The sequence below is a fragment of the Enterobacter cloacae complex sp. IR53030 genome, assembly GCF_049238365.1.
Classification (GTDB): domain Bacteria; phylum Pseudomonadota; class Gammaproteobacteria; order Enterobacterales; family Enterobacteriaceae; genus Enterobacter; species Enterobacter kobei.
Genome location: NZ_JBMKHA010000017.1, coordinates 101,480 through 125,510, shown reverse-complemented (window position 1 = coordinate 125,510; position 24,031 = coordinate 101,480). Strand labels below are relative to the sequence as shown.

Sequence of the window (24,031 nt, the reverse complement as noted above, 5' to 3'; positions counted from 1 at the left end):
TCCCTCTGGGATGCGCTCCGGATGAATATGATGATCTCATATCAGGAACTTGTTCGCACCTTCCTTAGAATGAAACCATAAACCAAGTCAATACACAATGGTCATCTGGTTAAGGATGACTTAAGTATAATTAAACTGTTATCGACTTTGCGTATACTTACGTTAATAATCTGTTATTCCCATTCATTCACGGCCAGAGAGAAAGAATGCCTATGTGAATGGTAAATCAATGATATTAAATACTTTAAAAAGAAAACATCCACGACGAAAAATACATATTTCAAAATACCTGCTAAATGTACTTATTTCTGCAAATGCTTTTTGAGTCCAATTTTAGACAATTCATATAGCCTGAAAAGCAAAATCCAGCACAATAAGCTAAAGCCTATAACCTGTCTGTTCAGTCTGTCGGAACCGTTTTTACCGTCAGGGGTTGACATCAACAGCCGTATCCAGTACCACTAAAAGTATATTGAATTTAACGGAGCACGATTCATGACACGCACCCATCGTTTCACCGGTCTACTACTACTAAACGCATCTTCTGTGCGCGGTAGACTGGCGGGCGAAATTCAGCGTTGAATCGTCACCAGTAAGACTAAAAACCCGCGCCACTGCGCGGGTTTTTTTATGCTCGTAGCAAGGCGCCCTAAGACTGACAAGGACCTAACCCATGAGCCAGCAAGTCATTATTTTCGATACTACTTTACGTGACGGTGAACAGGCATTACAGGCAAGCCTGAGTGTAAAAGAGAAACTGCAGATTGCGCTGGCTCTCGAGCGAATGGGCATCGACGTCATGGAGGTGGGGTTCCCGGTCTCTTCTCCGGGTGATTTCGAATCCGTACAGACCATTGCGCGCACCATTAAAAATAGCCGCGTCTGTGGCCTGGCACGCTGTGTAGAGAAAGACATCGACGTTGCGGCCGAGTCGCTGAAAGTGGCCGAAGCCTTCCGTATTCACACCTTCATTGCTACCTCGCCAATGCATATCGCAACCAAATTGCGCAGCACGCTGGATGAGGTGATTGAACGCGCGGTGTATATGGTTAAGCGCGCACGTAACTATACCGATGACGTTGAATTCTCTTGCGAAGACGCGGGCCGTACGCCAATCGAAGACCTGGCGCGCGTTGTGGAAGCCGCCATCAACGCGGGCGCGAAAACCATCAACATCCCGGACACCGTCGGCTACACCATGCCGTTTGAGTTCTCTAACATCATCACCGGCCTGTATGACCGCGTACCGAATATTGATAAAGCAATTATCTCCGTCCACACCCACGATGATTTAGGGCTGGCGGTGGGCAATGCCATCGCCGCTGTCCACGCCGGTGCGCGCCAGGTAGAAGGCGCGATGAACGGTATCGGTGAACGCGCGGGCAACTGTTCGCTGGAAGAAGTGATCATGGCGATCAAAGTGCGCAAAGACATCATGAACGTGCACACCCGCATCAATCACAACGAAATCTGGCGCACCAGCCAGACCGTCAGCCAGATTTGCAACATGCCGATCCCGGCCAACAAAGCGATTGTCGGCACGGGCGCGTTCGCGCATTCCTCTGGTATCCACCAGGACGGCGTACTGAAAAACCGCGAAAACTACGAAATCATGACCCCGGAATCTATCGGTCTGAACCAGGTGCAGTTGAACCTGACCTCCCGTTCCGGCCGCGCCGCGGTGAAACACCGTATGGAAGAGATGGGTTATCAGGACAGCGATTACAACATGGATCAGCTGTACGACGCATTCCTGAAGCTGGCCGACAAAAAAGGTCAGGTGTTCGACTATGACCTGGAAGCGCTGGCCTTTATTAACAAACAGCAGGAAGAGCCAGAGCACTTCCGTCTGGATTACTTCAACGTGCAGTCCGGCTCCAGCGACATCGCCACCGCCTCGGTCAAACTGGCCTGTGGTGACGAGATTAAAGCCGAAGCGGCAAACGGTAACGGCCCTGTCGACGCCATCTATCAGGCAATCAACCGCGTCACCGAGTACGACGTTGAGCTGGTGAAATATGACCTGACGGCGAAAGGGCATGGTAAAGACGCTTTAGGCCAGGTGGATATCGTCGTCAATTACAACGGTCGCCGTTTCCACGGAGTGGGTCTGGCGACGGATATTGTCGAATCCTCCGCGAAAGCAATGGTGCATGTCCTGAACAACATCTGGCGCGCCGCTGAAGTCGAAAAAGAGTTGCAACGCAAGGCTCAGAATAAAGAGAACAACAAGGAAACCGTGTAATGTCGAAGAATTACCATATTGCTGTGTTGCCGGGTGATGGTATTGGCCCGGAAGTGATGGCACAGGCGCTGAAAGTACTGGAAGCCGTTCGCTCGCGTTTTGCGATGAAAATCACCACCAGCCATTACGACGTGGGCGGTATTGCCATTGATAACCACGGTACGCCGCTGCCAAAAGCCACCGTTGAAGGCTGCGAAAATGCCGACGCCGTGCTGTTTGGCTCCGTCGGTGGCCCAAAATGGGAACACCTGCCGCCGGCTGAGCAGCCAGAGCGCGGCGCGCTGCTGCCGCTGCGTAAACACTTTAAGCTGTTCAGCAACCTGCGTCCGGCGAAGCTCTATCAGGGGCTGGAAGAATTCTGCCCGCTGCGCGCGGATATCGCGGCCAACGGTTTCGACATTCTCTGCGTGCGCGAGCTGACCGGCGGAATTTACTTCGGTCAGCCAAAGGGCCGCGAAGGCAGCGGCCAGCATGAAAAAGCATTCGATACCGAGGTATATCACCGTTTCGAAATTGAACGTATTGCCCATATCGCCTTTGAGTCGGCGAGTAAACGCCGTCATAAAGTGACCTCCATTGATAAAGCGAACGTGCTGCAGTCGTCCATTTTGTGGCGTGAGATCGTCAGCGAAGTCGCGAAGCAGTATCCGGACGTTGAGCTGTCGCATATGTACATTGATAACGCGACCATGCAGCTGATTAAGGATCCCTCCCAGTTTGACGTGCTGCTCTGCTCTAACCTGTTCGGCGATATCCTGTCTGACGAGTGCGCGATGATCACCGGCTCCATGGGGATGTTGCCATCCGCCAGCCTGAATGAAGAAGGCTTCGGGCTGTACGAACCTGCCGGGGGCTCCGCACCGGATATCGCAGGCAAAAACATCGCCAACCCGATTGCACAGATCCTCTCCCTGGCTCTGCTGCTGCGCTACAGCCTTGATGCAGGTGATGCAGCAACCGCAATTGAAAACGCCATTAACCGGGCGTTAGAAGAAGGCGTCCGTACCGGTGATTTAGCACGCGGCACGGCAGCAGTCAGTACTGATGAAATGGGCGACATCATTGCCCGCTATGTCGCTGAAGGGGTGTAATCATGGCCAAAACCTTATATGAAAAGTTGTTTGATGCACACGTTGTCTACGAAGCACCAAACGAAACCCCACTGCTGTATATCGACCGTCATCTGGTACACGAAGTGACCTCCCCGCAGGCATTTGACGGCCTGCGTGCGCACAAGCGTCCCGTGCGTCAGCCGGGAAAAACCTTCGCGACGATGGATCATAACGTTTCCACTCAGACCAAAGACATCAATGCGTCGGGTGAGATGGCACGTATCCAGATGCAGGAACTGATCAAGAACTGCAACGAATTTGGCGTGGAGTTGTACGATCTGAACCACCCTTATCAGGGCATCGTCCACGTGATGGGGCCGGAGCAAGGGATTACCCTGCCGGGCATGACCATCGTCTGCGGTGACTCTCATACCGCAACGCACGGCGCGTTTGGCGCGCTGGCGTTTGGTATCGGTACGTCTGAAGTGGAACACGTTCTGGCGACGCAGACCCTGAAACAGGGCCGCGCCAAAACCATGAAGATTGAAGTGAAAGGTAAAGCCGCACCGGGGATCACGGCGAAAGACATCGTGCTGGCTATCATCGGCAAAACCGGCAGCGCAGGCGGTACCGGTCACGTAGTGGAATTTTGCGGCGACGCTATTCAGGCGCTGAGCATGGAAGGTCGTATGACCCTGTGCAATATGGCCATTGAGATGGGCGCCAAAGCAGGCCTGGTGGCACCAGACGAAACGACCTTCAACTATGTGAAAGGTCGTCTGCACGCGCCAAAAGGCCAGGATTTTGACGATGCGGTCGCGTACTGGAAAACCCTGAAAACTGACGACGGGGCAACCTTTGACACCGTTGTCACGCTGCAGGCAGAAGAGATTGCGCCTCAGGTGACCTGGGGCACCAACCCGGGTCAGGTGATTTCCGTTAACGACAGCATTCCTGACCCGGCCTCCTTTGCCGATCCGGTCGAGCGTGCCAGTGCGGAGAAAGCGCTGGCCTATATGGGACTGAAGCCCGGTGTGCCGTTGACCGACGTGACCATTGATAAAGTCTTCATTGGATCCTGTACCAACTCCCGTATCGAAGATTTACGTGCTGCTGCAGAGATTGCTAAAGGCCGCAAAGTTGCGCCGGGCGTGCAGGCGCTGGTGGTTCCCGGTTCCGGTCCGGTGAAGGCTCAGGCAGAAGCGGAAGGGCTGGATAAGATCTTTATCGAAGCAGGTTTTGAGTGGCGTTTGCCGGGATGCTCCATGTGTCTGGCCATGAACAACGACTGTCTGAATCCAGGCGAACGTTGTGCTTCCACCAGCAACCGTAACTTTGAAGGCCGTCAGGGCCGCGGTGGGCGTACCCATCTGGTCAGCCCGGCAATGGCCGCCGCTGCAGCCGTTACCGGCCATTTCGCCGACATTCGCAGCCTGAAATAAGGAGACAATCATGGCAGAGAAATTTACCCAACACACAGGCCGGGTTGTCCCCCTGGATGCCGCTAACGTCGATACTGACGCCATCATTCCTAAGCAGTTTTTGCAGAAAGTGACCCGCACCGGTTTTGGTGCACACCTGTTCAACGACTGGCGTTTCCTGGATGACAAAGGCGAAGTGCCTAATCCAGAATTTGTTCTGAACTTCCCGGAATACACCGGCGCGTCCATTCTGCTGGCGCGGGAAAACTTTGGCTGCGGTTCTTCGCGTGAACATGCTCCCTGGGCGCTCACCGATTACGGCTTTAAGGTGGTTATCGCCCCGAGCTTCGCGGATATCTTCTACGGTAACAGCTTCAACAACCAGTTGCTGCCGGTGACGCTGAGTGACGAACAGGTTGATGAGCTGTTTGCGCTGGTTAAGGCGAATCCGGGCATGGCGTTTGAAGTGGATCTGGAAGCGGAAGTGGTTAAAGCGGGTGAGAAGACCTACAGCTTCAGCATTGATGCATTCCGCCGTCACTGCATGCTGAACGGTCTGGACAGTATTGGTCTGACGCTCCAGCACGAAGACGCCATCTCAGCGTACGAGAAAAAACAGCCTGCGTTTATGGGCTAAAGGCAATGGCCCGCGAAAAGCGGGCCATTGATAAGGGTGCGTTGAGGCTCAACCACTCTGGAGAGGCGGGGAAACCTTCCCCGCCAATACCGCTAACGTTTTGCTTCTTAAGCCAACACTGCTGCCAGCTCTGTTTTCTCCTGTCTGAAATGCAATTCACATAGCGAATCACGCACCATCCAGGTGAAGATCAACAGCGTCGTACAGATCAGAAACAAACCTAACAGCAGAGTACGTTTTGGCATTCCAGCCTCCTTATTGCTTTTCGGCAATGAAGAGACTAACCTCGCAATGTGGGTTGTGAAGTTGGTCTCCCCATCAGTTTTATTGATGTGGGACTCTCCACTGTTTGCCTCTTGCGAAAGCCTGAGGCAAACAGCCTCAAGCACCCGCCACGCACTCTATGCGCCTTCCCTTCATCTGTCAGAAATTCGTTTCATTTCGTGAAGCCGCCTTCCAGAATCAAACATCCTTAACCCGGCATGTCAGCCCAAGCGTGATGACCGAAATCGCGGCAATCATCCAGTAAACCGAGGCATGTCCGTAGCTCTGCGCCAGCGCTCCCTGAATCACCCCCGCCAGAATGACGCCTGTCGAAATGCTGTTGGTGAAAAGCGTGGTCGCCGAGCCAGCGCGTCCCGGCATTAAGTCCTGGAACCAGAGCATGCCGATCCCGGCCACGATCCCGATGAATATGGCATTGAACAGCTGCAGCGCCAGCAGTGCTTCGCGCGAATGGAAAAAGATCAGCCCAAGATAGAACAACACCCCGGCGGCAACCGCAACCACCATCATTTTGCGTTTACCGAAGCGCTTTACGTAATACCCTGCAAGAATCATCGCCGGAATCTCCAGCCCGGCAGCCGTTCCCATTAAGATCCCGGCGAGCTTGTCCGGCAGACCGAGATCGCTGCTGATCCACAGTGGCATATCAATGATGTACATGGTATTGCAGGTCCACATCAGCGTGGAGGCGATAAACAGCATACGGACGTTTTTGTCCTGCCAGCCGCTTACTTGCGTAATCGGCTTATCCGTCGTCTGTTCGACGCGCGCCACAGACGGTAGCACGAAGGCAATCAGCGCCAGGCTGATGGCAAAAATGGCCGCGGCAATGGCGAACATGGCGGTAAAACCGTAGTTCAACGCCAGCATGAAGGCCAGCGGCGGGCCGATGACCCATGCAAGTGAAAGCTGAGCACGCATCACCGAGCTGAACATCACCACTTCCCGCGCGGAGTTATCCGCGTATTCTCGGGCCAGGGCGAAAAGCTGCGGCATGGCGGTATTCGCCAGCGACGCCAGCAGGACGCCGCAGGTAATGAGCGTCAGGTAATGGCGATTGAACGCAAAGAGTAGCGCGTTGCCCACGGCCATGGCGCAGCAAAAGAGGATCAGCTTGCGGCGATCGCCCTGGCTGTCCGATCGTTTCGCCAGCGCGAGGCTGACCAGGATCCCGGCAATGGCGTTAACGGTGTAAAACAGGCCGACCCAAAACGGCTGCGCCCCCACCTCGCGGCTGAGGAACAGGCTCAACGTCGGCGCCTGCAACGCCCCCGCCACGCCCATCATAAAGGCTACCAGCATAAAAGCGGCATATACGCCATTCAGGCGGCGCCCCATCGTCATCAACCACAGCATACGCAAGTCCTTGTGAAAGCGAATCGAAATTGGGTGAAAGAATAAACGAAAAAAGCCAGCAAAAACATTTTGCTGGCGGGTGATAAACACCAATACTCAGTCACACATGATCGAGGCGAGTTAGCGGGAAGAGGTCGGTTTCGTAACGTCCCACTGCATCAGTTCTTCTAACATTTTCAGCCGCTGCTCTGCACACCGGCGGGCCAGCCAGGACGCTCCTTTTGTCGCTGAAAAGTACTGCTGATAAAACTGACGTGCGGTAGACCTCTTCATAATTTACCTCCTCACTTCATCGGGGAGAATTATTGGCCTAATATAGGGATAAATAAATTGCTGGTTTTTTGTCAGGAGTTCCCCTTTTATGCCTTCTGGTCGTCTGCAACAACAATTTATCCGCCTCTGGCAGTGCTGCGAGGGGCAATCGCAGGAGACCACGCTCAACGAGCTGGCTGACCTGCTCAACTGTTCGCGCCGTCATATGCGCACGCTGCTTAACACCATGCAGCAGCAGGGCTGGTTAAGCTGGGAAGCGGAGGCAGGACGCGGGAAGCGCTCACGTTTGACCTTTCTCTATACCGGTCTGGCGTTGCAGCAGCAGCGCGCGGAGGATCTGCTGGAGCAGGATCGCATCGACCAGCTGGTGCAGTTGGTGGGCGACAAAGCCGCCGTGCGCCAGATGCTGGTCTCACATCTTGGACGTAGCTTTCGTCAGGGCCGCCACATTCTGCGGGTGCTCTACTACCGTCCGATGAAAAATCTGTTACCCGGCACGGCGTTACGGCGTTCTGAAACCCACATGGCCCGGCAGATTTTCAGCGGCCTGACGCGGATAAATGAGGAAAATGGGGAACTGGAAGCGGATATCGCGCATCACTGGCAGCAACTTTCCCCGTGCCACTGGCGCTTCTTCTTACGCCCCGGCATCCACTTTCACCACGGTCGCGAACTGGACATGCGCGACGTCATCGCCTCTCTGGAACGTGCCCGCAAGCTACCGCTTTATTCACACATTTCCCGCGTCCATTCCCCGACGGCATGGACGCTGGATATTGAGCTGTCGCAGCAGGACAAATGGCTTCCCTGGCTGCTGGGCTATGTGCCGTCGATGATTTTGCCCGCCGAGTGGGAGTCGCTGAACAATTTCGCCAGCCTGCCGATTGGCACCGGCCCCTACTCCGTGTCCCGCAATAACAACAACCAGCTGAAAATTCGCGCGTTTGATGACTACTTTGGCTATCGGGCACTGATCGACGAAGTGAACGTCTGGGTATTACCGGATCTTAATGAAGATCTCAGCTGCGGGCTGACGCTGGAAGGCCCCACCACGGGAGAAAAAGCGGTGGAGAGTCGTCTGGAGGAGGGATGCTACTACCTGCTGTTTGATAGCCGCACCCACCGCGGGGAAAACCAGGCCGTTCGTCAGTGGGTCAGCCACGTGCTGTCCCCCTCCAATCTGATCTACCATGCGGAAGAGCAGTACCAGACATACTGGTTTCCGGCGTACGGCCTGCTTCCGCGCTGGCACCACGCCCGCCCGGCACACTGCGACAGACCTGCCGGGCTGGAGTCCATCACCCTGACCTACTACCGCGAGCACGTGGAGCATCGTTTTATCGCCGGGATCATGGCCAGGCTGCTGGCAGCCGAAGGCGTGACGCTGGAGATCAGAGAAGTGGACTATGACGAATGGCACCGGGGGGAGATCGTCAGTGATATCTGGCTAAACAGCGCCAACTTCACCCTGCCGCTCGATTTCTCGCTCTTTTCTCATCTGTATGAGATCCCGCTGATCCAGCACTGTATCAACCGTGACTGGCAGCAGGACGCTGCCCAGTGGCGCGCTGGCGACATGAATCTTGCCGTGTGGTGCCAGCAATTGCTGGCTGAACAGGCGATTGTACCTCTGATACACCACTGGCTGATGATCCAGGGTCAACGCAGTATGCGCGGTCTGCGGATGAACACCCTGGGCTGGTTTGATTTCAAATCAGCCTGGTTTGCGCCGCCGGAGCCATAACGCTTTCGTAATATTCACCAAATCATTACAATAGCGCCGTTCTCAACGGGGTGCTGCATCACAGATGTGCGCTGAGATAATACCCGTCGAACCTGATCCGGATAACGCCGGCGAAGGGATTTGAGGCTGTCTCTCAAAATCCTTTGCCACTCAACCCTGAGGTGCAAAGTGTTAAAAAAAGTTCTTCCTCTGCTGGCACTGTTTGCGCTGCCTGCGTTCGCGAAGCCCGTCCTGACGGTCTATACCTACGACTCGTTCTCTGCCGACTGGGGCCCTGGCCCGGTAGTCAAAAAAGCCTTTGAAGCTGACTGTAATTGCGAGCTGAAATTCGTGGCGCTGGAAGATGGCGTGTCGCTGCTTAACCGTCTGCGTATGGAAGGGAAAAACAGCAAAGCCGACGTGGTGCTCGGGCTGGATAACAACCTGCTGGAAGCTGCCACGCAAACCAAACTGTTTGCCAAAAGCGGCGTAGCGGCAGAGGCCGTCAACGTGCCGGGCGGCTGGAACAACGACACCTTTGTGCCGTTCGACTACGGCTACTTTGCTTTCGTCTATGACAAAAACAAGCTGAAAAATCCGCCAAAGAGCCTGAAGGAGCTGGTGGAGAGCGACCAGAAATGGCGCGTGATTTATGAAGATCCGCGTACCAGCACGCCAGGCCTGGGACTGCTGCTGTGGATGCAGAAGGTCTACGGGGAGAACGCGCCGCAAGCGTGGCAGAAGCTGGCCGCCAAAACCGTCACTGTGACCAAAGGCTGGAGTGAAGCGTATGGTCTGTTCCTGAAAGGCGAAAGCGATCTGGTGCTCAGCTACACCACCTCGCCGGCTTACCACATTATCGCCGAGAAGAAAGACAACTACGCCGCCGCGAATTTTGCCGAAGGGCATTATATGCAGGTGGAGGTTGCCGCGCGTACCGCTGCCAGCAAACAGCCGGAACTCGCCGAGAAGTTCCTGAAATTTATGGTTTCTCCGGCGTTCCAGAATGCCATTCCCGCGGGCAACTGGATGTACCCCGTCACCCACGTTGCACTGCCGGCCGGTTTCGACCAGTTAACCAAACCACAAACGTCGCTGGAGTTTACGCCGCAGCAGGTGGCCGCGCAGCGAGCAGCATGGGTAAGTGAATGGCAACGCGCCGTCAGCCGTTAATTCCCGGCTGGTTACTTCCCGGACTGCTCGCCGCCATGCTGATGGTGGTAGTCAGTCTGGGAGCATTCCTTGCGTTGTGGTTTAACGCGCCGGAGAGCGATCTGCTCGCGCTCTGGCGCGATAGCTATCTCTGGCACGTCATTCGTTTCTCCTTCTGGCAGGCGTTTCTTTCTGCCCTGCTGTCAGCGCTCCCGGCTATTTTTCTTGCGCGGGCTCTGTATCGTCGGCGTTTCCCCGGAAGAGTAGTCCTGCTGCGCCTGTGCGCCATGACGCTGATCCTGCCCGTGCTGGTCGCGGTATTTGGTATCCTGAGTGTTTACGGTCGACAGGGCTGGCTGGCGTTGCTGTTTGCCCGGTTTGGCCTGGAATGGACCTTCTCGCCATACGGCCTGCAGGGCATTCTGCTGGCGCACGTGTTTTTCAATATGCCGATGGCAACGCGCCTCTTTTTGCAGGCACTGGAGAATATTCCCGGCGAACAACGCCAGATTGCCGCTCAGCTTGGCATGCGTGGATGGTCGTTTTTCCGCTTTGTCGAATGGCCTTGGTTAAGACGTCAGATTGCCCCGGTTGCCGCGCTGATCTTTATGCTCTGCTTCGCCAGCTTCGCCACCGTGCTTTCTCTCGGCGGCGGGCCACAGGCGACCACCATTGAGCTGGCGATTTATCAGGCCTTAAGTTACGACTACGATCCGGGCCGCGCCGCGCTTCTGGCGATCGTGCAGATGGCGTGCTGTCTGGTGCTGGTGCTGCTGAGCCAGCGCCTGAGCAAAGCGATTCCCCCGGGCAGCAATAGCCTCTCGGGCTGGCGCGATCCGCAGGATAGCCTGCACAGCCGCGTCTCCGATTTTATCCTGATCGTGCTGGCACTCCTGCTTCTGTTGCCACCGCTGCTGGCCGTTATCGTTGATGGCCTGAACAGGAATGTGGTGTCAGTACTGCAACAGCCCGTGCTGTGGCAAGCGACGTGGACCTCGGTACGCATTGCGCTGGCAGCCGGAGCGCTATGTGTGATCCTGACCATGATGTTGCTCTGGAGCAGCCGCGAGCTCTACGCGCGTCATGCCCGTAATGCCGGACAAGCGCTGGAGCTAACGGGCATGCTGATCCTGGCGATGCCGGGCATTGTGCTGGCGACCGGTTTCTTTCTGCTGTTCAACACCACCGTCGGCCTGCCGGAAAGCGCCGACGGCATCGTCATTTTTACCAATGCCTTAATGGCAATCCCCTACGCGCTGAAAGTACTGGAAAATCCTATGCGGGATGTCAACAGCCGCTACAGCATCCTGTGTCAGTCCCTTGGGATAACCGGCTGGCGGCGGTTAAAGGTGGTGGAACTTCGCGCCCTGAAACGCCCCCTCGCCCAGGCACTGGCCTTCGCCTGCGTACTCTCCATCGGGGATTTTGGCGTGGTGGCCCTTTTCGGCAATGACGATTTCCGCACGCTGCCGTTCTGGCTTTATCAGCAGATTGGCTCCTACCGCAGCCAGGACGGGGCCGTCACGGCGCTACTGCTGCTCCTGCTGTGCTTTGGACTCTTTACCGTTATCGAAAAACTTCCGGGGCGTGATGTTAAAACTGACTGATGTAACCTGGCTTTACCAGCATCTGCCGATGCGCTTCACGCTCTCCGTGCGTCAGGGAGAGATTATTGCGGTGCTTGGCCCAAGCGGTGCGGGAAAAAGCACGCTGCTCAATTTGGTTGCGGGGTTTCTGCAGCCGGCAAGCGGATCGATAATCATTGAAAATCGGGACCATACCTATACGCCGCCTGCAAAACGTCCTGTCTCCATGCTGTTTCAGGAAAACAACCTGTTTACCCACCTGACGGTGCGGCAAAACATCGCGCTGGGGATGCATCCGGGACTCAAGCTGAACGCCCCCCAGCGCCAGAAGCTAGAGGTCATTGCCGCCCAGATGGGGATCGCGGAATTTCTCGACAGGCTGCCCGGCGAGCTTTCCGGCGGCCAGCGTCAGCGCGTGGCGCTTGCCCGTTGTCTGGTCCGCGAACAGCCGATACTGCTGCTGGATGAACCGTTCTCTGCGCTCGACCCGGCGCTGCGCCAGGAGATGCTGACGCTTGTGCAGGACGTCTGTCAGCGCCAGCAGCTGACGATGCTGATGGTTTCGCACAGCATCGAAGATGCCGCACGGATTGCCCCCAGATCGGTGGTCATTGCCGAAGGACGAATTGTGTGGGATGGGATGACAGAAGAACTTCTGAAGGGTAATGCTACCGCGTCGTCGCTGCTGGGCATCAGCGCAGTCTGATGCCATCACTCTGGCCCTCTCCCACAGGGAGAGGGAAACCCATTAACGGCTCACCACCTTCAACAGGATTTCACCGTACACCGGCATCAGAGGATGGCGAATCAGTGCGACCAGCGCCACCACCGCAACGCCCAGCATCAGGGGGGCCAGCCACAAAAGACGAGTGCGCGGAAGATAGCGTGTCAGGCGATCGACACTGGCTTTCGCACTGCGCCATAACCGCCAGCACAGCCACGCAGCCAGCCACAGCAGCACCGCCGTTGCCAGCAACAGCCACTTAAACTCACCGCTTTGCATGCCGTCAGGAATATCGATGGCCGCACCGGCCAGGATCCCCGGCAGGAAGTAGAACGGCGGCCAGAAGACGCAGCCGATGATGTTCGGCACCACAAACTTTGCAACGGGCAGATCCAGCATTCCGGCAACCATCGGCACCAGAGGACGCGTGGGTCCCACAAAGCGGCCGACGAGAATAGTAAACATGCTGTGCTGATGCAGCGCATGCTCGGTTTTATCCAGCAGCGCTTTGTTCTTTTTCATGAACGACCAGCGGTGCAGCGGCTTCTTAAAGCGCCAGCCCAGCCAGAAGGATATCCAGTCGCCCAGCAGGCAGCCGATTATCCCGGCCAGCCACGCCTGCCAGAAATTGACCTCACCGCTGCCAATCAGCGCGCCAAGACCCGCCATCATCACGGTGCCGGGCAGGATTAACCCCACGAGCGCCAGCGACTCCAGAAAGGCCACCAGCGCCACGGCGATGAGCGAATACATAACGGACTGGGTAATAAAGTGTTCCAGCAATGCCTGCATAACTATTCCGGTCAGAAAACGAATCAGCGATTCTGCTTAGCGCCCCGCACTGCGTCAAGGCAACAATTGTCTGAATAGTTTACAGGTAGCTTTCTGCGTTCACCTGTTTGTTTATCTTTTTTTACCGTTTATTCACATCCCGCGCGGAATTCACTCGGGCTGGCACCGGTGCATTTTTTAAAGACGCGCGAAAAATAGAGCTGATCTTCAAAGCCAACGTTACGCCCCACAGTGGCAATCGGCATCCGGGTGGTGCTGAGCAACAGTTTCGCCTGGCTGATACGCTGATCCTCACGCCAGCTCAGGACGCTGACGCCAAGCTGCTGGCGAAACAGATGTGACAGCCGTGACGGCGACAGACACACATGCTGGGCGACGCTGGCAATATCGAACTGGCTGTCGGCGAGATGGTCGCTGATGTACTGGCAGGCGTCGCGCACGCGGTTATCCAGCGGAGGATTAAGCGACTCGTTAATGGCCTCCATCCGTCGCAGCAGCAGTTGTTCAAGCAGGTTTATCGCCAGCAGTTCAGCGTAGCGACCACCAGCCTGCCCCGCGTCAATAATCTGCGCGAACAGCTCACGGAACTGCGCCAGATGCACTTCATCCGGGCGATAAAAACCGGTGTGCGCAAAAATAGCAGGCCAGGTAAGCCACTCCTGCCAGTAGGCGCGCGGACGGAAATAGACCCACTGGTGATACCACTCTTTGGCATCCGGATGACGGCCATAGTGGTGGATCTCCCCCGGCGGGAACAGCAGGATATCGCCGGGGCGGCAGACGAACTGCTGGTCGCCATTCTTGATGATCCCCTCTCCGCGCACGGTCAGGTTGAGGATATACCCTTTCATCCCGAGCGGTCGGTCGACGTAAAAATCGAGATATCCCTCAGCCTCGATAGGGGTCAGCCCTGCCACAAGGTGCGCGTTAAACGAGTATCCCGGCAACAAGGGATCGTTTTGCGTTTCGGCCATAGATTCAGTTCTCCCAACGGTCCTGAAGGAAACCAATTGTCCATATCACTAAAAGCAGGTCAAAAATGGTCTGCGAAAAGATCCAGAAAGCATCACGCCTCTTTTACGTCCGCCATGTTTCAGCCTTTCCCCCTGATTTCTCCGCCAGAGGAGGCAGATAAGCAGTAACAAAAGTGTCTATAAGTGCGGCAGAAATGTCCACATTGAATATTTGCACGGCGTCACACTTTCCGCTGTAACAGCAATTTAATCCATAAGATTAGCGGATCCTGCCTGACGATTTTTGTCCCCAGTCTCTAATGTTCTTCCATACCTGTTTTTCGGATGGAGCAACACCATGGCAATTGCAATTGGCCTCGATTTTGGCAGCGACTCGGTTCGCGCGCTGGCAGTGGACTGTACGACTGGCCAGGAGATAGCAACCAGCGTTGAGTGGTACCCGCGCTGGCAAGAGGGGCGCTACTGTGATGCGCCAAATAACCAGTTCCGTCACCACCCGCGTGACTATATCGAGTCGATGGAAGCGGCAGTTAAAACCGTTCTGGCGGAACTGACGGATGCCCAGCGGGCCGATGTCGTTGGGATTGGCGTCGACAGCACCGGCTCAACGCCTGCCCCGGTGGATGCCGAAGGCCGCGTACTGGCGCTGCGCCCGGAATTCGCCGACAACCCGAACGCCATGTTCGTGCTGTGGAAAGACCATACCGCCGTGGAAGAGGCCGAAGCCATCACCCGTCTTTGCCATCAGCCGGGCAAAACAGACTACTCACGCTATATCGGCGGAATTTACTCCAGCGAATGGTTCTGGGCCAAAATCCTGCATGTCACCCGTGCCGATGCGACCATCGCGCAGGCTGCGGCATCGTGGATTGAGCTGTGTGACTGGGTTCCCGCCCTGCTCTCCGGCACCACCCGTCCGCAGGATATTCGCCGCGGACGCTGCAGCGCCGGGCATAAATCCCTGTGGCATGAAAGCTGGGGCGGTCTGCCTCCGGCAGCCTTCTTCGATGAACTCGATCCAATTATCAATAAAAACCTGACCTACCCGCTGTTTACCGACACCTTCACCGCCGATATTCCGGTGGGCACGCTCTGCGAAGAGTGGGCAAAACGCCTCGGCCTGCCGCAGAACGTGGCGATTTCCGGGGGCGCGTTTGACTGCCATATGGGTGCCGTGGGGGCGGGCGCACAACCTAACACGCTGGTGAAAGTTATCGGCACCTCCACCTGCGACATTCTGACGGCGGATAAAGCCACCGTTGGCGATCGCGCGGTAAAAGGCATTTGCGGCCAGGTTGACGGCAGCGTGGTGCCGGACTTCATCGGTCTCGAAGCGGGTCAATCCGCCTTCGGCGATATCTACGCCTGGTTTGGCCGCGTGCTGGGCTGGCCGCTGGATCAGCTCGCGGCTGCGCATCCTGAACTGAAAAGCCAGATCGCCGACAGTAAAAAACAGCTTCTGCCACAGCTCACGGAAGCCTGGGCGAAAAATCCGTCTCTCGATCACCTGCCGGTGGTGCTGGACTGGTTTAACGGCCGCCGCACGCCGTTTGCCAACCAGCGACTGAAAGGGGTGATTACCGATCTCAACCTGGCGACCGACGCCCCTGCGCTGTTCGGTGGCCTGATTGCCGCCACTGCCTTCGGCGCGCGCGCCATTATGGAGTGCTTCACCGAACAGGGTATCGACGTGAATAACGTGATGGCACTGGGCGGCATCGCCCGTAAAAATCCGGTCATTATGCAGGCCTGCTGCGACGTGCTGAACCGTCCGCTGCAGATTGTCGCGTCCGATCAATGCTGCGCGCTGGGCGCGGCGATTTTCGCCGCCGTGGCAGCCGGTGTCCACGCGGATATCCCCACCGCGCAGCAGCATATGGCGAGCGCCGTCGAAAACACACTCGAGCCGCGTGCCCAGCAGGCACAACGCTTTGAACAGCTTTATCAGCGCTACCAGCAATGGGCAAAAAGCGCCGAACTTCACTATCTCCCTGTCGCCGCCCCGTCAAAACACACCGCGGACACGACGGCAACCCTGACCCATTAAGGACACGATGATGACCATTTTTAATAATTATGAAGTGTGGTTTGTGATTGGCAGCCAGCACCTGTACGGGCCGGAAGCGCTGCAGCAGGTGACGAAACATGCGGAGCACGTCGTTAATGCCCTCAACGCGGAAGCCAAACTGCCATGCAAACTGGTGCTGAAACCCCTGGGTACAACGCCGGATGAGATCACCCATATCTGTCGCGACGCGAACTACGACGACAAGTGCGCCGGTCTGGTCGTGTGGCTGCACACCTTCTCACCGGCCAAAATGTGGATCAACGGCCTGTCTATCCTCAACAAACCGCTGCTGCAGTTCCATACCCAGTTTAACGCCTCCCTGCCGTGGGACAGCATCGATATGGACTTCATGAACCTGAACCAGACCGCGCACGGCGGCCGCGAGTTCGGCTTCATCGGCGCGCGTATGCGTCAGCAGCATGCCGTCGTGACTGGTCACTGGCAGGACAGCCAGGCGCAAAACCGTATCGGCTCGTGGATGCGTCAGGCGGTATCGAAACAAGATACCCGCCATCTGAAAGTGGTGCGTTTCGGTGACAACATGCGTGAAGTGGCGGTCACCGATGGCGATAAAGTCGCAGCACAAATCAAGTTCGGTTTCTCCGTCAATACCTGGGCGGTGGGCGACCTGGTGCAGGTAGTGAATGAAATCAGCGATGGCGACGTGAGCGCGCTGGTAGACGAGTACGAAAGCCGTTACCGCCTGACGCCTGCGGCACAAATCAACGGCGACAAGCGCCAGAACGTGCTGGATGCCGCGCGCATTGAGCTTGGCATGAAGCGCTTCCTGGAACAGGGCGGCTTCCACGCCTTTACGACAACGTTTGAAGACCTCCACGGCCTGAAACAGCTCCCGGGTCTGGCAGTACAACGTCTGATGCAGCAGGGCTACGGCTTTGCAGGCGAAGGCGACTGGAAAACTGCCGCTCTGCTTCGCATCATGAAGGTGATGTCAACCGGTCTGCAGGGCGGCACCTCCTTTATGGAGGACTACACCTACCACTTCGAAAACGGCAACGACCTGGTACTCGGCTCGCACATGCTGGAAGTGTGCCCGTCTATTGCGGTGGAAGAGAAACCGATTCTTGACGTGCAGTACCTCGGCATTGGCGGTAAAGCCGATCCGGCTCGTCTGATCTTCAACACCCGCACGGGCCCGGCCATCAACGCCAGTCTGATCGACCTTGGCGATCGTTTCCGCCTGCTGGTGAACTGCGTCGATGCAGTTGAAACGCCGCATTCACTGCCAAAACTGCCGGTCGCCAACGCCCTGTGGAAAGCACAGCCAGACCTGCCAACCGCGTCAGAAGCCTGGATACTGGCCGGTGGCGCGCACCACACGGTGTTCAGCCACGCGCTGGATCTGAATGACATGCGTCAGTTCGCCGAGCTGCACGATATCGAACTGACCGTGATTGATAACGACACCCGCCTGCCTGCGTTCAAAGATGCGCTGCGCTGGAACGAAGTCTATTACGGTTCGAAACGCTAAGTACGAAATGCCCGGTGGCACAGTGTTCACCGGGCAGGGAGACAACAATGTTAGACGATCTCAAACGACAGGTGCTCGAAGCCAACCTGGCGCTGCCGAAACATAACCTGGTGACCCTGACCTGGGGCAACGTCAGTGCCGTTGACCGCGAAAAAGGTGTGTTCGTGATCAAGCCTTCTGGCGTGGATTACACGGTGATGACGGCAGACGATATGGTGGTGGTCAGCATCGAAACGGGTGAAGTGGTGGAAGGCAACAAAAAACCCTCCTCCGATACGCCTACCCACCGTCTGCTGTATCAGTCATTCCCGACCATCGGCGGCATCGTGCATACCCATTCGCGTCACGCCACCATATGGGCGCAGGCGGGCCAGTCCATTCCGGCCACGGGTACCACCCACGCGGATTACTTTTACGGCACCATTCCCTGCACGCGCTTAATGACCGAGGCGGAAATTAACGGTGAGTACGAGTGGGAAACCGGCAACGTGATTGTCGAAACCTTCGAAAAACAGGGTATCGACGCGGCGCAGATGCCTGGCGTGCTGGTGCACTCCCATGGTCCCTTCGCCTGGGGTAAAAACGCGGAAGACGCGGTACATAACGCCATCGTGCTGGAAGAGGTCGCCTATATGGGGATCTTCTGTCGCCAGCTCGCGCCACGGCTACCGGATATGCAGCAAACCCTGCTGGATAAGCATTACCTGCGCAAGCACGGCGCGAAAGCGTATTACGGGCAGTAGCTTGTAGGCCGGATAAGCGCAGCGCCATCCGGCAAAACAGACACTGTATAAACCCCCAGCAAACACCCCTTAACCAGGCTATAATCAAGCCTGGTTTTGTTTATGGGATAACGGTGTGACGCAGGCGCAAGAAGGCTTTTTACTGACCCGGCACTGGCGGGATACGCCTCAGGGCACTGAGGTTGAATTCTGGCTGGCGACGGACAGCGGCCCGTTGCACGTAACGCTGCCGCCGCAGGAGTCCGTGGCGTTTATTCCTGAATCGCACGTCGAAAAAGTCAAACAACTGCTGCGCGGCGAAAACGGCTGGCGCATCACCCCTCTTGAGCTGAAAGATTTCCACCGTCAGCCGGTATACGGCCTTTACTGTCGCGCCCATCGTCAACTGATGCGCTATGAAAAGCTGCTGCGCGAGGCGGGCGTAACGCTTTACGAAGCGGATATCCGTCCCCCCGAGCGTTTCCTGATGGAACGGTTTATTACCGCGCCCGTCTGGGTGGATGGCACAGCGCAAAACGGTCGCCTCGTTAACGCTCGTCTGAAGCCTAACCCGGGCTATCGCCCGCCGCTAAAATGGGTCTCCCTGGACATTGAAACCACCCGCCACGGCGAGCTGTACTGCATTGGTCTGGAAGGCTGCGGCGATCGGGTTGTGTACATGCTTGGGCCGCCAAATGGCGATGCGTCCACGCTGGATTTCCGGCTTGAATATGTCAATAGCCGACCCCAGCTGCTGGAGAAGCTTAACCAGTGGTTTGCCGACTACGATCCCGATGTCCTGATCGGCTGGAACGTGGTGCAGTTCGACCTGCGCGTGCTGCAAAAACATGCCGAGCGGTATCGCATTCCGCTGATACTCGGGCGCGGCAACAGCGAGCTGGAGTGGCGCGAGCACGGCTTTAAGAATGGCGTTTTCTTCGCCCAGGCCAATGGCCGCCTGATTATCGACGGCATCGAGGCACTGAAATCCGCCTTCTGGAACTTCTCGTCATTCTCTCTTGAAGCCGTAGCGCAGGCGCTGCTTGGCGAGGGCAAATCCATTGACAACCCCTGGGACAGAATGGATGAGATTGACCGACGCTTTAATGAAGATAAACCGGCGCTCGCCACCTATAACCTGAAAGATTGCGAGCTGGTTACGCAGATTTTCCACAAAACCGAGATCATGCCGTTCCTGCTGGAGCGCGCGACGGTAAACGGCCTCGCGGCCGACAGGCACGGCGGCTCGGTAGCGGCCTTTAGCCACCTCTATTTCCCCCGCATGCACCGGGCAGGGTACGTTGCCCCCAACCTCGGGGACGTACCGCCACAGGCCAGCCCCGGCGGGTATGTGATGGACTCCCGGCCAGGGCTTTACGATTCGGTGCTGGTTCTGGATTATAAAAGCCTGTATCCGTCGATTATCCGCACGTACCTGATTGACCCGGTGGGGCTGGTGGAAGGGATGGCGCAGCCGGACGACGCGCACAGCACTGAAGGCTTTCTCGGCGCCCGTTTCTCGCGTGAAAAACACTGCCTGCCTGAAATTGTGGGAAACATCTGGCACGGGCGCGACGAGGCGAAGCGTCACGGCAATAAGCCCCTCTCGCAGGCGCTGAAAATCATTATGAATGCCTTTTACGGCGTGCTGGGCACCAGCGCCTGCCGCTTTTTCGACCCCAGACTGGCGTCATCCATCACCATGCGCGGGCATGAAATCATGCGTCAAACCAAAGCGCTGATTGAATCCCGGGGCTATGACGTCATTTATGGCGATACCGACTCCACCTTTGTCTGGCTGAAAGCCGCCCATTCTGAAGAGGACGCCGCGCGAATCGGCAAAGAACTGGTCGCCTTCGTGAACGCCTGGTGGCGCGAAAGTTTGCAAAAAGAGCGGTTAACCAGCACGTTAGAACTGGAATTTGAAACCCATTTCGCCCGCTTTTTAATGCCCACCATTCGCGGTACCGACCAGGGCAGCAAGAAGCGCTATGCCGGGCTGATTCAGGAAGGTGACACGCAGCGGATGGTGTTCAAAGGGCTGGAGACGGTTCGCACCGACTGGACCCCGCTGGCGCAGCAGTTCCAGCAAACGCTTTACCTGCGGGTATTCCGCAACGAGCCCTATCAGGATTACGTGCGCGAAACCATCGCCAGCCTGATGGCGGGTGATCTGGATAACCAACTGGTTTACCGCAAACGCCTGCGCCGCCCGCTGGCAGAGTATCAACGTAATGTGCCTCCCCACGTACGCGCCGCGCGCCTGGCGGATGAAGAGAACGTGAAGCGCGGCCGCGCCCCGCAGTATCAGAACCGGGGAACGATCAAATACGTCTGGACAATTAACGGTCCGGAACCGGTGGATTATCAATACTCACCGCTCGATTACGATCACTACCTGACGCGTCAGCTTCAGCCGGTCGCCGACGGAATTTTGCCCTTCATCGACGACGATTTTGCTACACTAGTGACAGGGCAACTTGGCCTATTTTGACACGTGACGAAATGGCTGCCATCCAGTACCATAGCGCCCTTTCCATTCCCGGACCCATTTTTCGATGACCGTCTTTTTTGACGGGGGTCGAACTATTGCCTGCAATTAAAGATTAGAGCCGAACAACTATGCCTTTTACACTTGGTCAACGCTGGATCAGCGATACAGAAAGCGAACTTGGATTAGGAACCGTCGTTGCCGTCGATGCGCGTATGGTAACCCTCCTCTTCCCTGCCACCGGTGAAAACCGCCTGTACGCTCGCAATGACTCCCCTGTAACCCGCGTGATGTTCAATCCGGGTGACACCGTGACCAGCCATGACGGCTGGCAGCTCAAGATTGAAGACGTAAAAGAAGAGAATGGACTGCTCGCTTACATTGGTACGCGTCTTGATACAGACGAAGCCAATGTCATCCTGCGTGAAGTGCTGCTCGACAGCAAACTGGTTTTCAGTAAGCCGCAGGACCGCCTGTTTGCCGGGCAAATTGACCGTATGGATCGCTTCTCGCTGCGCTATCGCGCGCGCAAGTTCCAGAGTGAACAGTACCGTATGCCGTGGAGCGGCCTGCGCGGTCAGCGCACCAGCCTGATCCCCCACCAGCTGAATATCGCCCATGACGTGGGCCGTCGCCATGCCCCTCGCGTACTGCTGGCCGATGAAGTGGGCCTGGGTAAAACCATTGAAGCGGGTATGATCCTGCATCAACAGCTGCTTTCCGGTGCCGCCGAGCGCGTGCTGATCGTGGTGCCTGAAACCCTGCAGCACCAGTGGCTGGTCGAGATGCTTCGCCGCTTTAACCTGCGCTTCTCCCTGTTTGACGACGAACGCTATGCCGAAGCGCAGCACGACGCCGACAACCCGTTTGAAACCGAACAGCTGGTTATTTGCTCCCTGGACTTCGTGCGCCGCAGCAAGCAGCGCCTCGAGCACCTGTGCGATGCCGAGTGGGACATTATGGTCGTTGACGAAGCGCACCATTTAGTCTGGAGCGAAGACGCGCCAAGCCGCGAGTATATGGCTATCGAACAGCTTGCGGAGCGCGTCCCTGGCGTCCTGCTGCTGACCGCAACGCCGGAACAGCTGGGTCTGGAAAGCCACTTCGCCCGTCTGCGCCTGCTTGACCCAAACCGTTTCCACGATTTCGGGCAGTTCGTGGAAGAACAGAATAACTACCGTCCGGTCGCGGATGCCGTGGCCATGCTGCTGGCAGGCAATCGTCTTTCTAATGAGGAACTCAACACCCTGAGCGAGCTGATTGGCGAGCAGGATATTGAACCGCTTCTGCAGGCCGCGAACAGCGATAGCGATAACGCGGAGCCTGCGCGTAAAGAGCTCATCGACATGCTGATGGACCGCCACGGCACCAGCCGCGTGCTGTTCCGCAACACCCGTAACGGCGTGAAAGGGTTCCCGAAACGCGAGCTGCATACCATCAAGCTTCCGCTGCCCACCCAGTATCAGACGGCGATCAAAGTCTCTGGCATTATGGGCGCGCGCAAAACCCAGGAAGAGCGCGCCCGCGACATGCTCTACCCGGAACAAATCTACCAGGAATTTGAAGGCGATACCGGCACCTGGTGGAACTTCGACCCGCGCGTGGAGTGGCTGATGGGCTACCTGACCGCCCACCGCTCCCAGAAGGTGCTGGTGATCTGCGCCAAAGCAGCTACCGCGCTGCAGCTGGAGCAGGTGCTGCGCGAGCGTGAAGGTATTCGCGCCGCCGTGTTCCACGAAGGGATGTCCATCGTTGAACGTGACCGCGCCGCGGCGTGGTTCGGTGAAGAGGACAGTGGCGCACAGGTTCTGCTGTGCTCGGAAATCGGTTCTGAAGGCCGTAACTTCCAGTTTGCCAGTAATCTGGTGATGTTCGATCTGCCGTTCAACCCGGATCTGCTGGAACAGCGTATCGGTCGTCTGGATCGTATCGGCCAGGCGCATGATATTCAGATCCACGTGCCGTATCTGGAAAAAACTGCCCAGTCCGTGCTGGTGCGCTGGTTCCACGAAGGTCTGGATGCGTTTGAGCATACCTGCCCGACGGGCCGCACCATTTACGATCAGGTGCATAGCGATCTGATCGGCTACCTGGCCGCACCGGAAAACAGTGACGGATTTGACGATCTGATCAAATCCTGCCGCGAGAAGCATGAAGCGCTGAAAGCGCAGCTTGAGCAGGGTCGCGACCGCCTGCTGGAAATTCACTCCAACGGCGGAGAGAAAGCGCAGGCGCTGGCTGAAAGCATTGAAGAACAAGATGATGACACCAGTCTGATCAGCTTCTCCATGAACCTGTTCGACATCGTCGGAATTAACCAGGACGATCGCGGCGAGAACCTGATTGTCCTGACCCCGTCCGATCACATGCTGGTGCCGGATTTCCCGGGCCTGCCGGAAGATGGTTGTACTATCACCTTCGAGCGTGATGTGGCGCTGTCCCGCGAAGATGCTCAGTTCATCACCTGGGAACACCCGCTGATCCGTAACGGACTGGATCTGATCCTTTCCGGCGATACCGGTAGCAGCACGATTTCACTCCTCAAGAACAAGGCACTGCCGGTGGGTACGCTGCTGGTAGAACTGATCTACGTTGTGGAAGCCCAGGCACCGAAACAGCTCCAGCTGACCCGCTTCCTGCCGCCAACGCCTGTGCGTCTGCTGCTGGATAAAAACGGTACCAACCTGGCAGGGCAAGTTGAATTCGAGAGTTTCAACCGTCAGCTGAGCGCGGTGAATCGCCATACGGGCAGCAAGCTGGTGAATGCGGTACAGCAGGACGTGCATGCCATTCTGCAGCTGGGCGAAAGCCAGATCGAGACAGCGGCCCGTGCGCTGATCGATGCTGCACGCACCGAGGCCGATGAGAAACTCTCAGCAGAGCTGTCCCGTCTGGAAGCGCTGAAGGCGGTGAACCCGAACATCCGTGACGATGAACTGGCTGCCATTGAAAGCAACCGTCAGCAAATTATGGAAAGCCTGAATCAGGCGGGCTGGCGACTGGACGCATTGCGTCTGATTGTTGTCACGCATCAGTAA

Annotated in this window: 19 protein-coding genes and 1 riboswitch; of the genes, 14 read left to right on the top strand and 5 right to left on the bottom strand. The window is 56.8% G+C overall.

The window, feature by feature from the left end; all coding sequences use genetic code 11:
- The first annotated feature begins 495 nt into the window (after positions 1-495).
- The 5 genes from leuL to leuD all read left to right on the top strand — a co-directional run bounded on the left by leuL (position 496) and on the right by leuD (position 5,355).
- Complete coding sequence (gene leuL, locus ACOTXR_RS17440; protein WP_099458923.1) at positions 496-582, top strand: leu operon leader peptide; 87 nt, start codon at positions 496-498, stop codon at positions 580-582.
- A 91-nt stretch (positions 583-673) separates the two neighbouring features.
- On the top strand, positions 674-2,245 hold the full coding sequence (gene leuA / locus ACOTXR_RS17435) for a 2-isopropylmalate synthase (RefSeq protein WP_058690227.1): 1,572 nt from the start codon (positions 674-676) through the stop codon (positions 2,243-2,245).
- Positions 2,245-3,336 carry a 3-isopropylmalate dehydrogenase gene (gene leuB / locus ACOTXR_RS17430; RefSeq protein ID WP_058690228.1) on the top strand — a complete coding sequence of 364 codons (1,092 nt, stop codon included), beginning with the start codon at positions 2,245-2,247 and terminating at the stop codon, positions 3,334-3,336. The genes leuA and leuB overlap by 1 nt, the downstream gene beginning before the upstream one ends.
- A 2-nt stretch (positions 3,337-3,338) precedes the next feature.
- A complete protein-coding gene (gene leuC / locus ACOTXR_RS17425; RefSeq protein WP_058690229.1) occupies positions 3,339-4,739 on the top strand; it encodes a 3-isopropylmalate dehydratase large subunit in 1,401 nt (466 codons plus the stop codon).
- Between the two features lie 10 nt (positions 4,740-4,749).
- Complete coding sequence (gene leuD / locus ACOTXR_RS17420; protein WP_014882531.1) at positions 4,750-5,355, top strand: 3-isopropylmalate dehydratase small subunit; 606 nt, start codon at positions 4,750-4,752, stop codon at positions 5,353-5,355.
- Between the two features lie 107 nt (positions 5,356-5,462).
- Here leuD and ACOTXR_RS17415 read toward each other — a convergent pair whose 3' ends face one another.
- From ACOTXR_RS17415 to sgrT, 3 genes are all read right to left on the bottom strand, one after another.
- Positions 5,463-5,600: a Hok/Gef family protein gene (locus tag ACOTXR_RS17415; protein ID WP_058690230.1), complete on the bottom strand. Its 138-nt coding sequence runs from the start codon at positions 5,598-5,600 to the stop codon at positions 5,463-5,465.
- A 217-nt stretch (positions 5,601-5,817) separates the two neighbouring features.
- A complete protein-coding gene (locus tag ACOTXR_RS17410; protein ID WP_023332075.1) occupies positions 5,818-6,996 on the bottom strand; it encodes a sugar efflux transporter in 1,179 nt (392 codons plus the stop codon).
- 120 nt (positions 6,997-7,116) lie between these two features.
- On the bottom strand, positions 7,117-7,269 hold the full coding sequence (gene sgrT, locus ACOTXR_RS17405; RefSeq protein ID WP_014882529.1) for a glucose uptake inhibitor SgrT: 153 nt from the start codon (positions 7,267-7,269) through the stop codon (positions 7,117-7,119).
- Positions 7,270-7,357: 88 nt separating this feature from the next.
- Between sgrT and sgrR the strand changes: the two genes are divergently transcribed.
- The 4 genes from sgrR to thiQ all read left to right on the top strand — a co-directional run bounded on the left by sgrR (position 7,358) and on the right by thiQ (position 12,436).
- Positions 7,358-9,013, top strand: a complete 1,656-nt coding sequence (sgrR, locus tag ACOTXR_RS17400) for an HTH-type transcriptional regulator SgrR (RefSeq protein WP_058690231.1) — start codon at positions 7,358-7,360, stop codon at positions 9,011-9,013.
- A 36-nt stretch (positions 9,014-9,049) separates the two neighbouring features.
- A riboswitch (TPP riboswitch) is annotated at positions 9,050-9,150 on the top strand.
- Between the two features lie 31 nt (positions 9,151-9,181).
- The gene (gene thiB / locus ACOTXR_RS17395; RefSeq protein ID WP_058690232.1) at positions 9,182-10,165 is read left to right on the top strand and encodes a thiamine ABC transporter substrate binding subunit; all 984 of its coding nucleotides are present in this window, start codon (positions 9,182-9,184) and stop codon (positions 10,163-10,165) included.
- Complete coding sequence (gene thiP, locus ACOTXR_RS17390) at positions 10,141-11,751, top strand: thiamine/thiamine pyrophosphate ABC transporter permease ThiP (RefSeq protein WP_058690233.1); 1,611 nt, start codon at positions 10,141-10,143, stop codon at positions 11,749-11,751. The genes thiB and thiP overlap by 25 nt, the downstream gene beginning before the upstream one ends.
- Entirely contained in the window at positions 11,735-12,436 is a 702-nt protein-coding gene (gene thiQ, locus ACOTXR_RS17385) for a thiamine ABC transporter ATP-binding protein ThiQ (protein WP_058690234.1), read from the top strand. The genes thiP and thiQ overlap by 17 nt, the downstream gene beginning before the upstream one ends.
- 42 nt (positions 12,437-12,478) lie before the next feature.
- Here the strand turns inward: thiQ and ACOTXR_RS17380 are convergent, their stop codons facing one another.
- Both ACOTXR_RS17380 and araC read right to left on the bottom strand, forming a co-directional pair.
- Positions 12,479-13,246 (bottom strand): DedA family protein, encoded by a 768-nt coding sequence (locus ACOTXR_RS17380; RefSeq protein ID WP_014882517.1) that lies wholly within the window; start codon positions 13,244-13,246, stop codon positions 12,479-12,481.
- Positions 13,247-13,374: 128 nt separating this feature from the next.
- Positions 13,375-14,220 (bottom strand): arabinose operon transcriptional regulator AraC, encoded by an 846-nt coding sequence (gene araC / locus ACOTXR_RS17375; RefSeq protein ID WP_014882516.1) that lies wholly within the window; start codon positions 14,218-14,220, stop codon positions 13,375-13,377.
- A 337-nt stretch (positions 14,221-14,557) separates the two neighbouring features.
- Between araC and araB the strand changes: the two genes are divergently transcribed.
- The 5 genes from araB (at position 14,558) to rapA (ending at position 24,031) form a co-directional block, all read left to right on the top strand.
- Positions 14,558-16,267: a ribulokinase gene (gene araB / locus ACOTXR_RS17370; protein WP_058690235.1), complete on the top strand. Its 1,710-nt coding sequence runs from the start codon at positions 14,558-14,560 to the stop codon at positions 16,265-16,267.
- A gap of 10 nt (positions 16,268-16,277) precedes the next feature.
- Complete coding sequence (araA, locus tag ACOTXR_RS17365; protein WP_014882514.1) at positions 16,278-17,780, top strand: L-arabinose isomerase; 1,503 nt, start codon at positions 16,278-16,280, stop codon at positions 17,778-17,780.
- A gap of 47 nt (positions 17,781-17,827) precedes the next feature.
- Positions 17,828-18,523 carry an L-ribulose-5-phosphate 4-epimerase gene (araD, locus tag ACOTXR_RS17360; RefSeq protein ID WP_047344034.1) on the top strand — a complete coding sequence of 232 codons (696 nt, stop codon included), beginning with the start codon at positions 17,828-17,830 and terminating at the stop codon, positions 18,521-18,523.
- A 115-nt stretch (positions 18,524-18,638) separates the two neighbouring features.
- Positions 18,639-20,996, top strand: coding sequence for a DNA polymerase II (polB, locus tag ACOTXR_RS17355; RefSeq protein ID WP_045134560.1), 2,358 nt, complete (start codon positions 18,639-18,641; stop codon positions 20,994-20,996).
- 128 nt (positions 20,997-21,124) lie between these two features.
- A complete protein-coding gene (gene rapA / locus ACOTXR_RS17350) occupies positions 21,125-24,031 on the top strand; it encodes an RNA polymerase-associated protein RapA (protein WP_058690236.1) in 2,907 nt (968 codons plus the stop codon).

Excerpts from the sequence above, each read along its gene's own strand:
- leuL (WP_099458923.1), top strand. The coding sequence starts at position 496 with ATGACACGCACCCATCGTTTCACCGGTCTACTACTACTAAACGCATCT.
- leuA (WP_058690227.1), top strand. The coding sequence starts at position 674 with ATGAGCCAGCAAGTCATTATTTTCGATACTACTTTACGTGACGGTGAA.
- leuB (WP_058690228.1), top strand. The coding sequence starts at position 2,245 with ATGTCGAAGAATTACCATATTGCTGTGTTGCCGGGTGATGGTATTGGC.
- leuC (WP_058690229.1), top strand. The coding sequence starts at position 3,339 with ATGGCCAAAACCTTATATGAAAAGTTGTTTGATGCACACGTTGTCTAC.
- leuD (WP_014882531.1), top strand. The coding sequence starts at position 4,750 with ATGGCAGAGAAATTTACCCAACACACAGGCCGGGTTGTCCCCCTGGAT.
- ACOTXR_RS17415 (WP_058690230.1), bottom strand. The coding sequence starts at position 5,600 with ATGCCAAAACGTACTCTGCTGTTAGGTTTGTTTCTGATCTGTACGACG.
- ACOTXR_RS17410 (WP_023332075.1), bottom strand. The coding sequence starts at position 6,996 with ATGCTGTGGTTGATGACGATGGGGCGCCGCCTGAATGGCGTATATGCC.
- sgrT (WP_014882529.1), bottom strand. The coding sequence starts at position 7,269 with ATGAAGAGGTCTACCGCACGTCAGTTTTATCAGCAGTACTTTTCAGCG.
- sgrR (WP_058690231.1), top strand. The coding sequence starts at position 7,358 with ATGCCTTCTGGTCGTCTGCAACAACAATTTATCCGCCTCTGGCAGTGC.
- thiP (WP_058690233.1), top strand. The coding sequence starts at position 10,141 with ATGGCAACGCGCCGTCAGCCGTTAATTCCCGGCTGGTTACTTCCCGGA.
- thiQ (WP_058690234.1), top strand. The coding sequence starts at position 11,735 with ATGTTAAAACTGACTGATGTAACCTGGCTTTACCAGCATCTGCCGATG.
- ACOTXR_RS17380 (WP_014882517.1), bottom strand. The coding sequence starts at position 13,246 with ATGCAGGCATTGCTGGAACACTTTATTACCCAGTCCGTTATGTATTCG.
- araC (WP_014882516.1), bottom strand. The coding sequence starts at position 14,220 with ATGGCCGAAACGCAAAACGATCCCTTGTTGCCGGGATACTCGTTTAAC.
- araB (WP_058690235.1), top strand. The coding sequence starts at position 14,558 with ATGGCAATTGCAATTGGCCTCGATTTTGGCAGCGACTCGGTTCGCGCG.
- araA (WP_014882514.1), top strand. The coding sequence starts at position 16,278 with ATGACCATTTTTAATAATTATGAAGTGTGGTTTGTGATTGGCAGCCAG.
- araD (WP_047344034.1), top strand. The coding sequence starts at position 17,828 with ATGTTAGACGATCTCAAACGACAGGTGCTCGAAGCCAACCTGGCGCTG.
- rapA (WP_058690236.1), top strand. The coding sequence starts at position 21,125 with ATGCCTTTTACACTTGGTCAACGCTGGATCAGCGATACAGAAAGCGAA.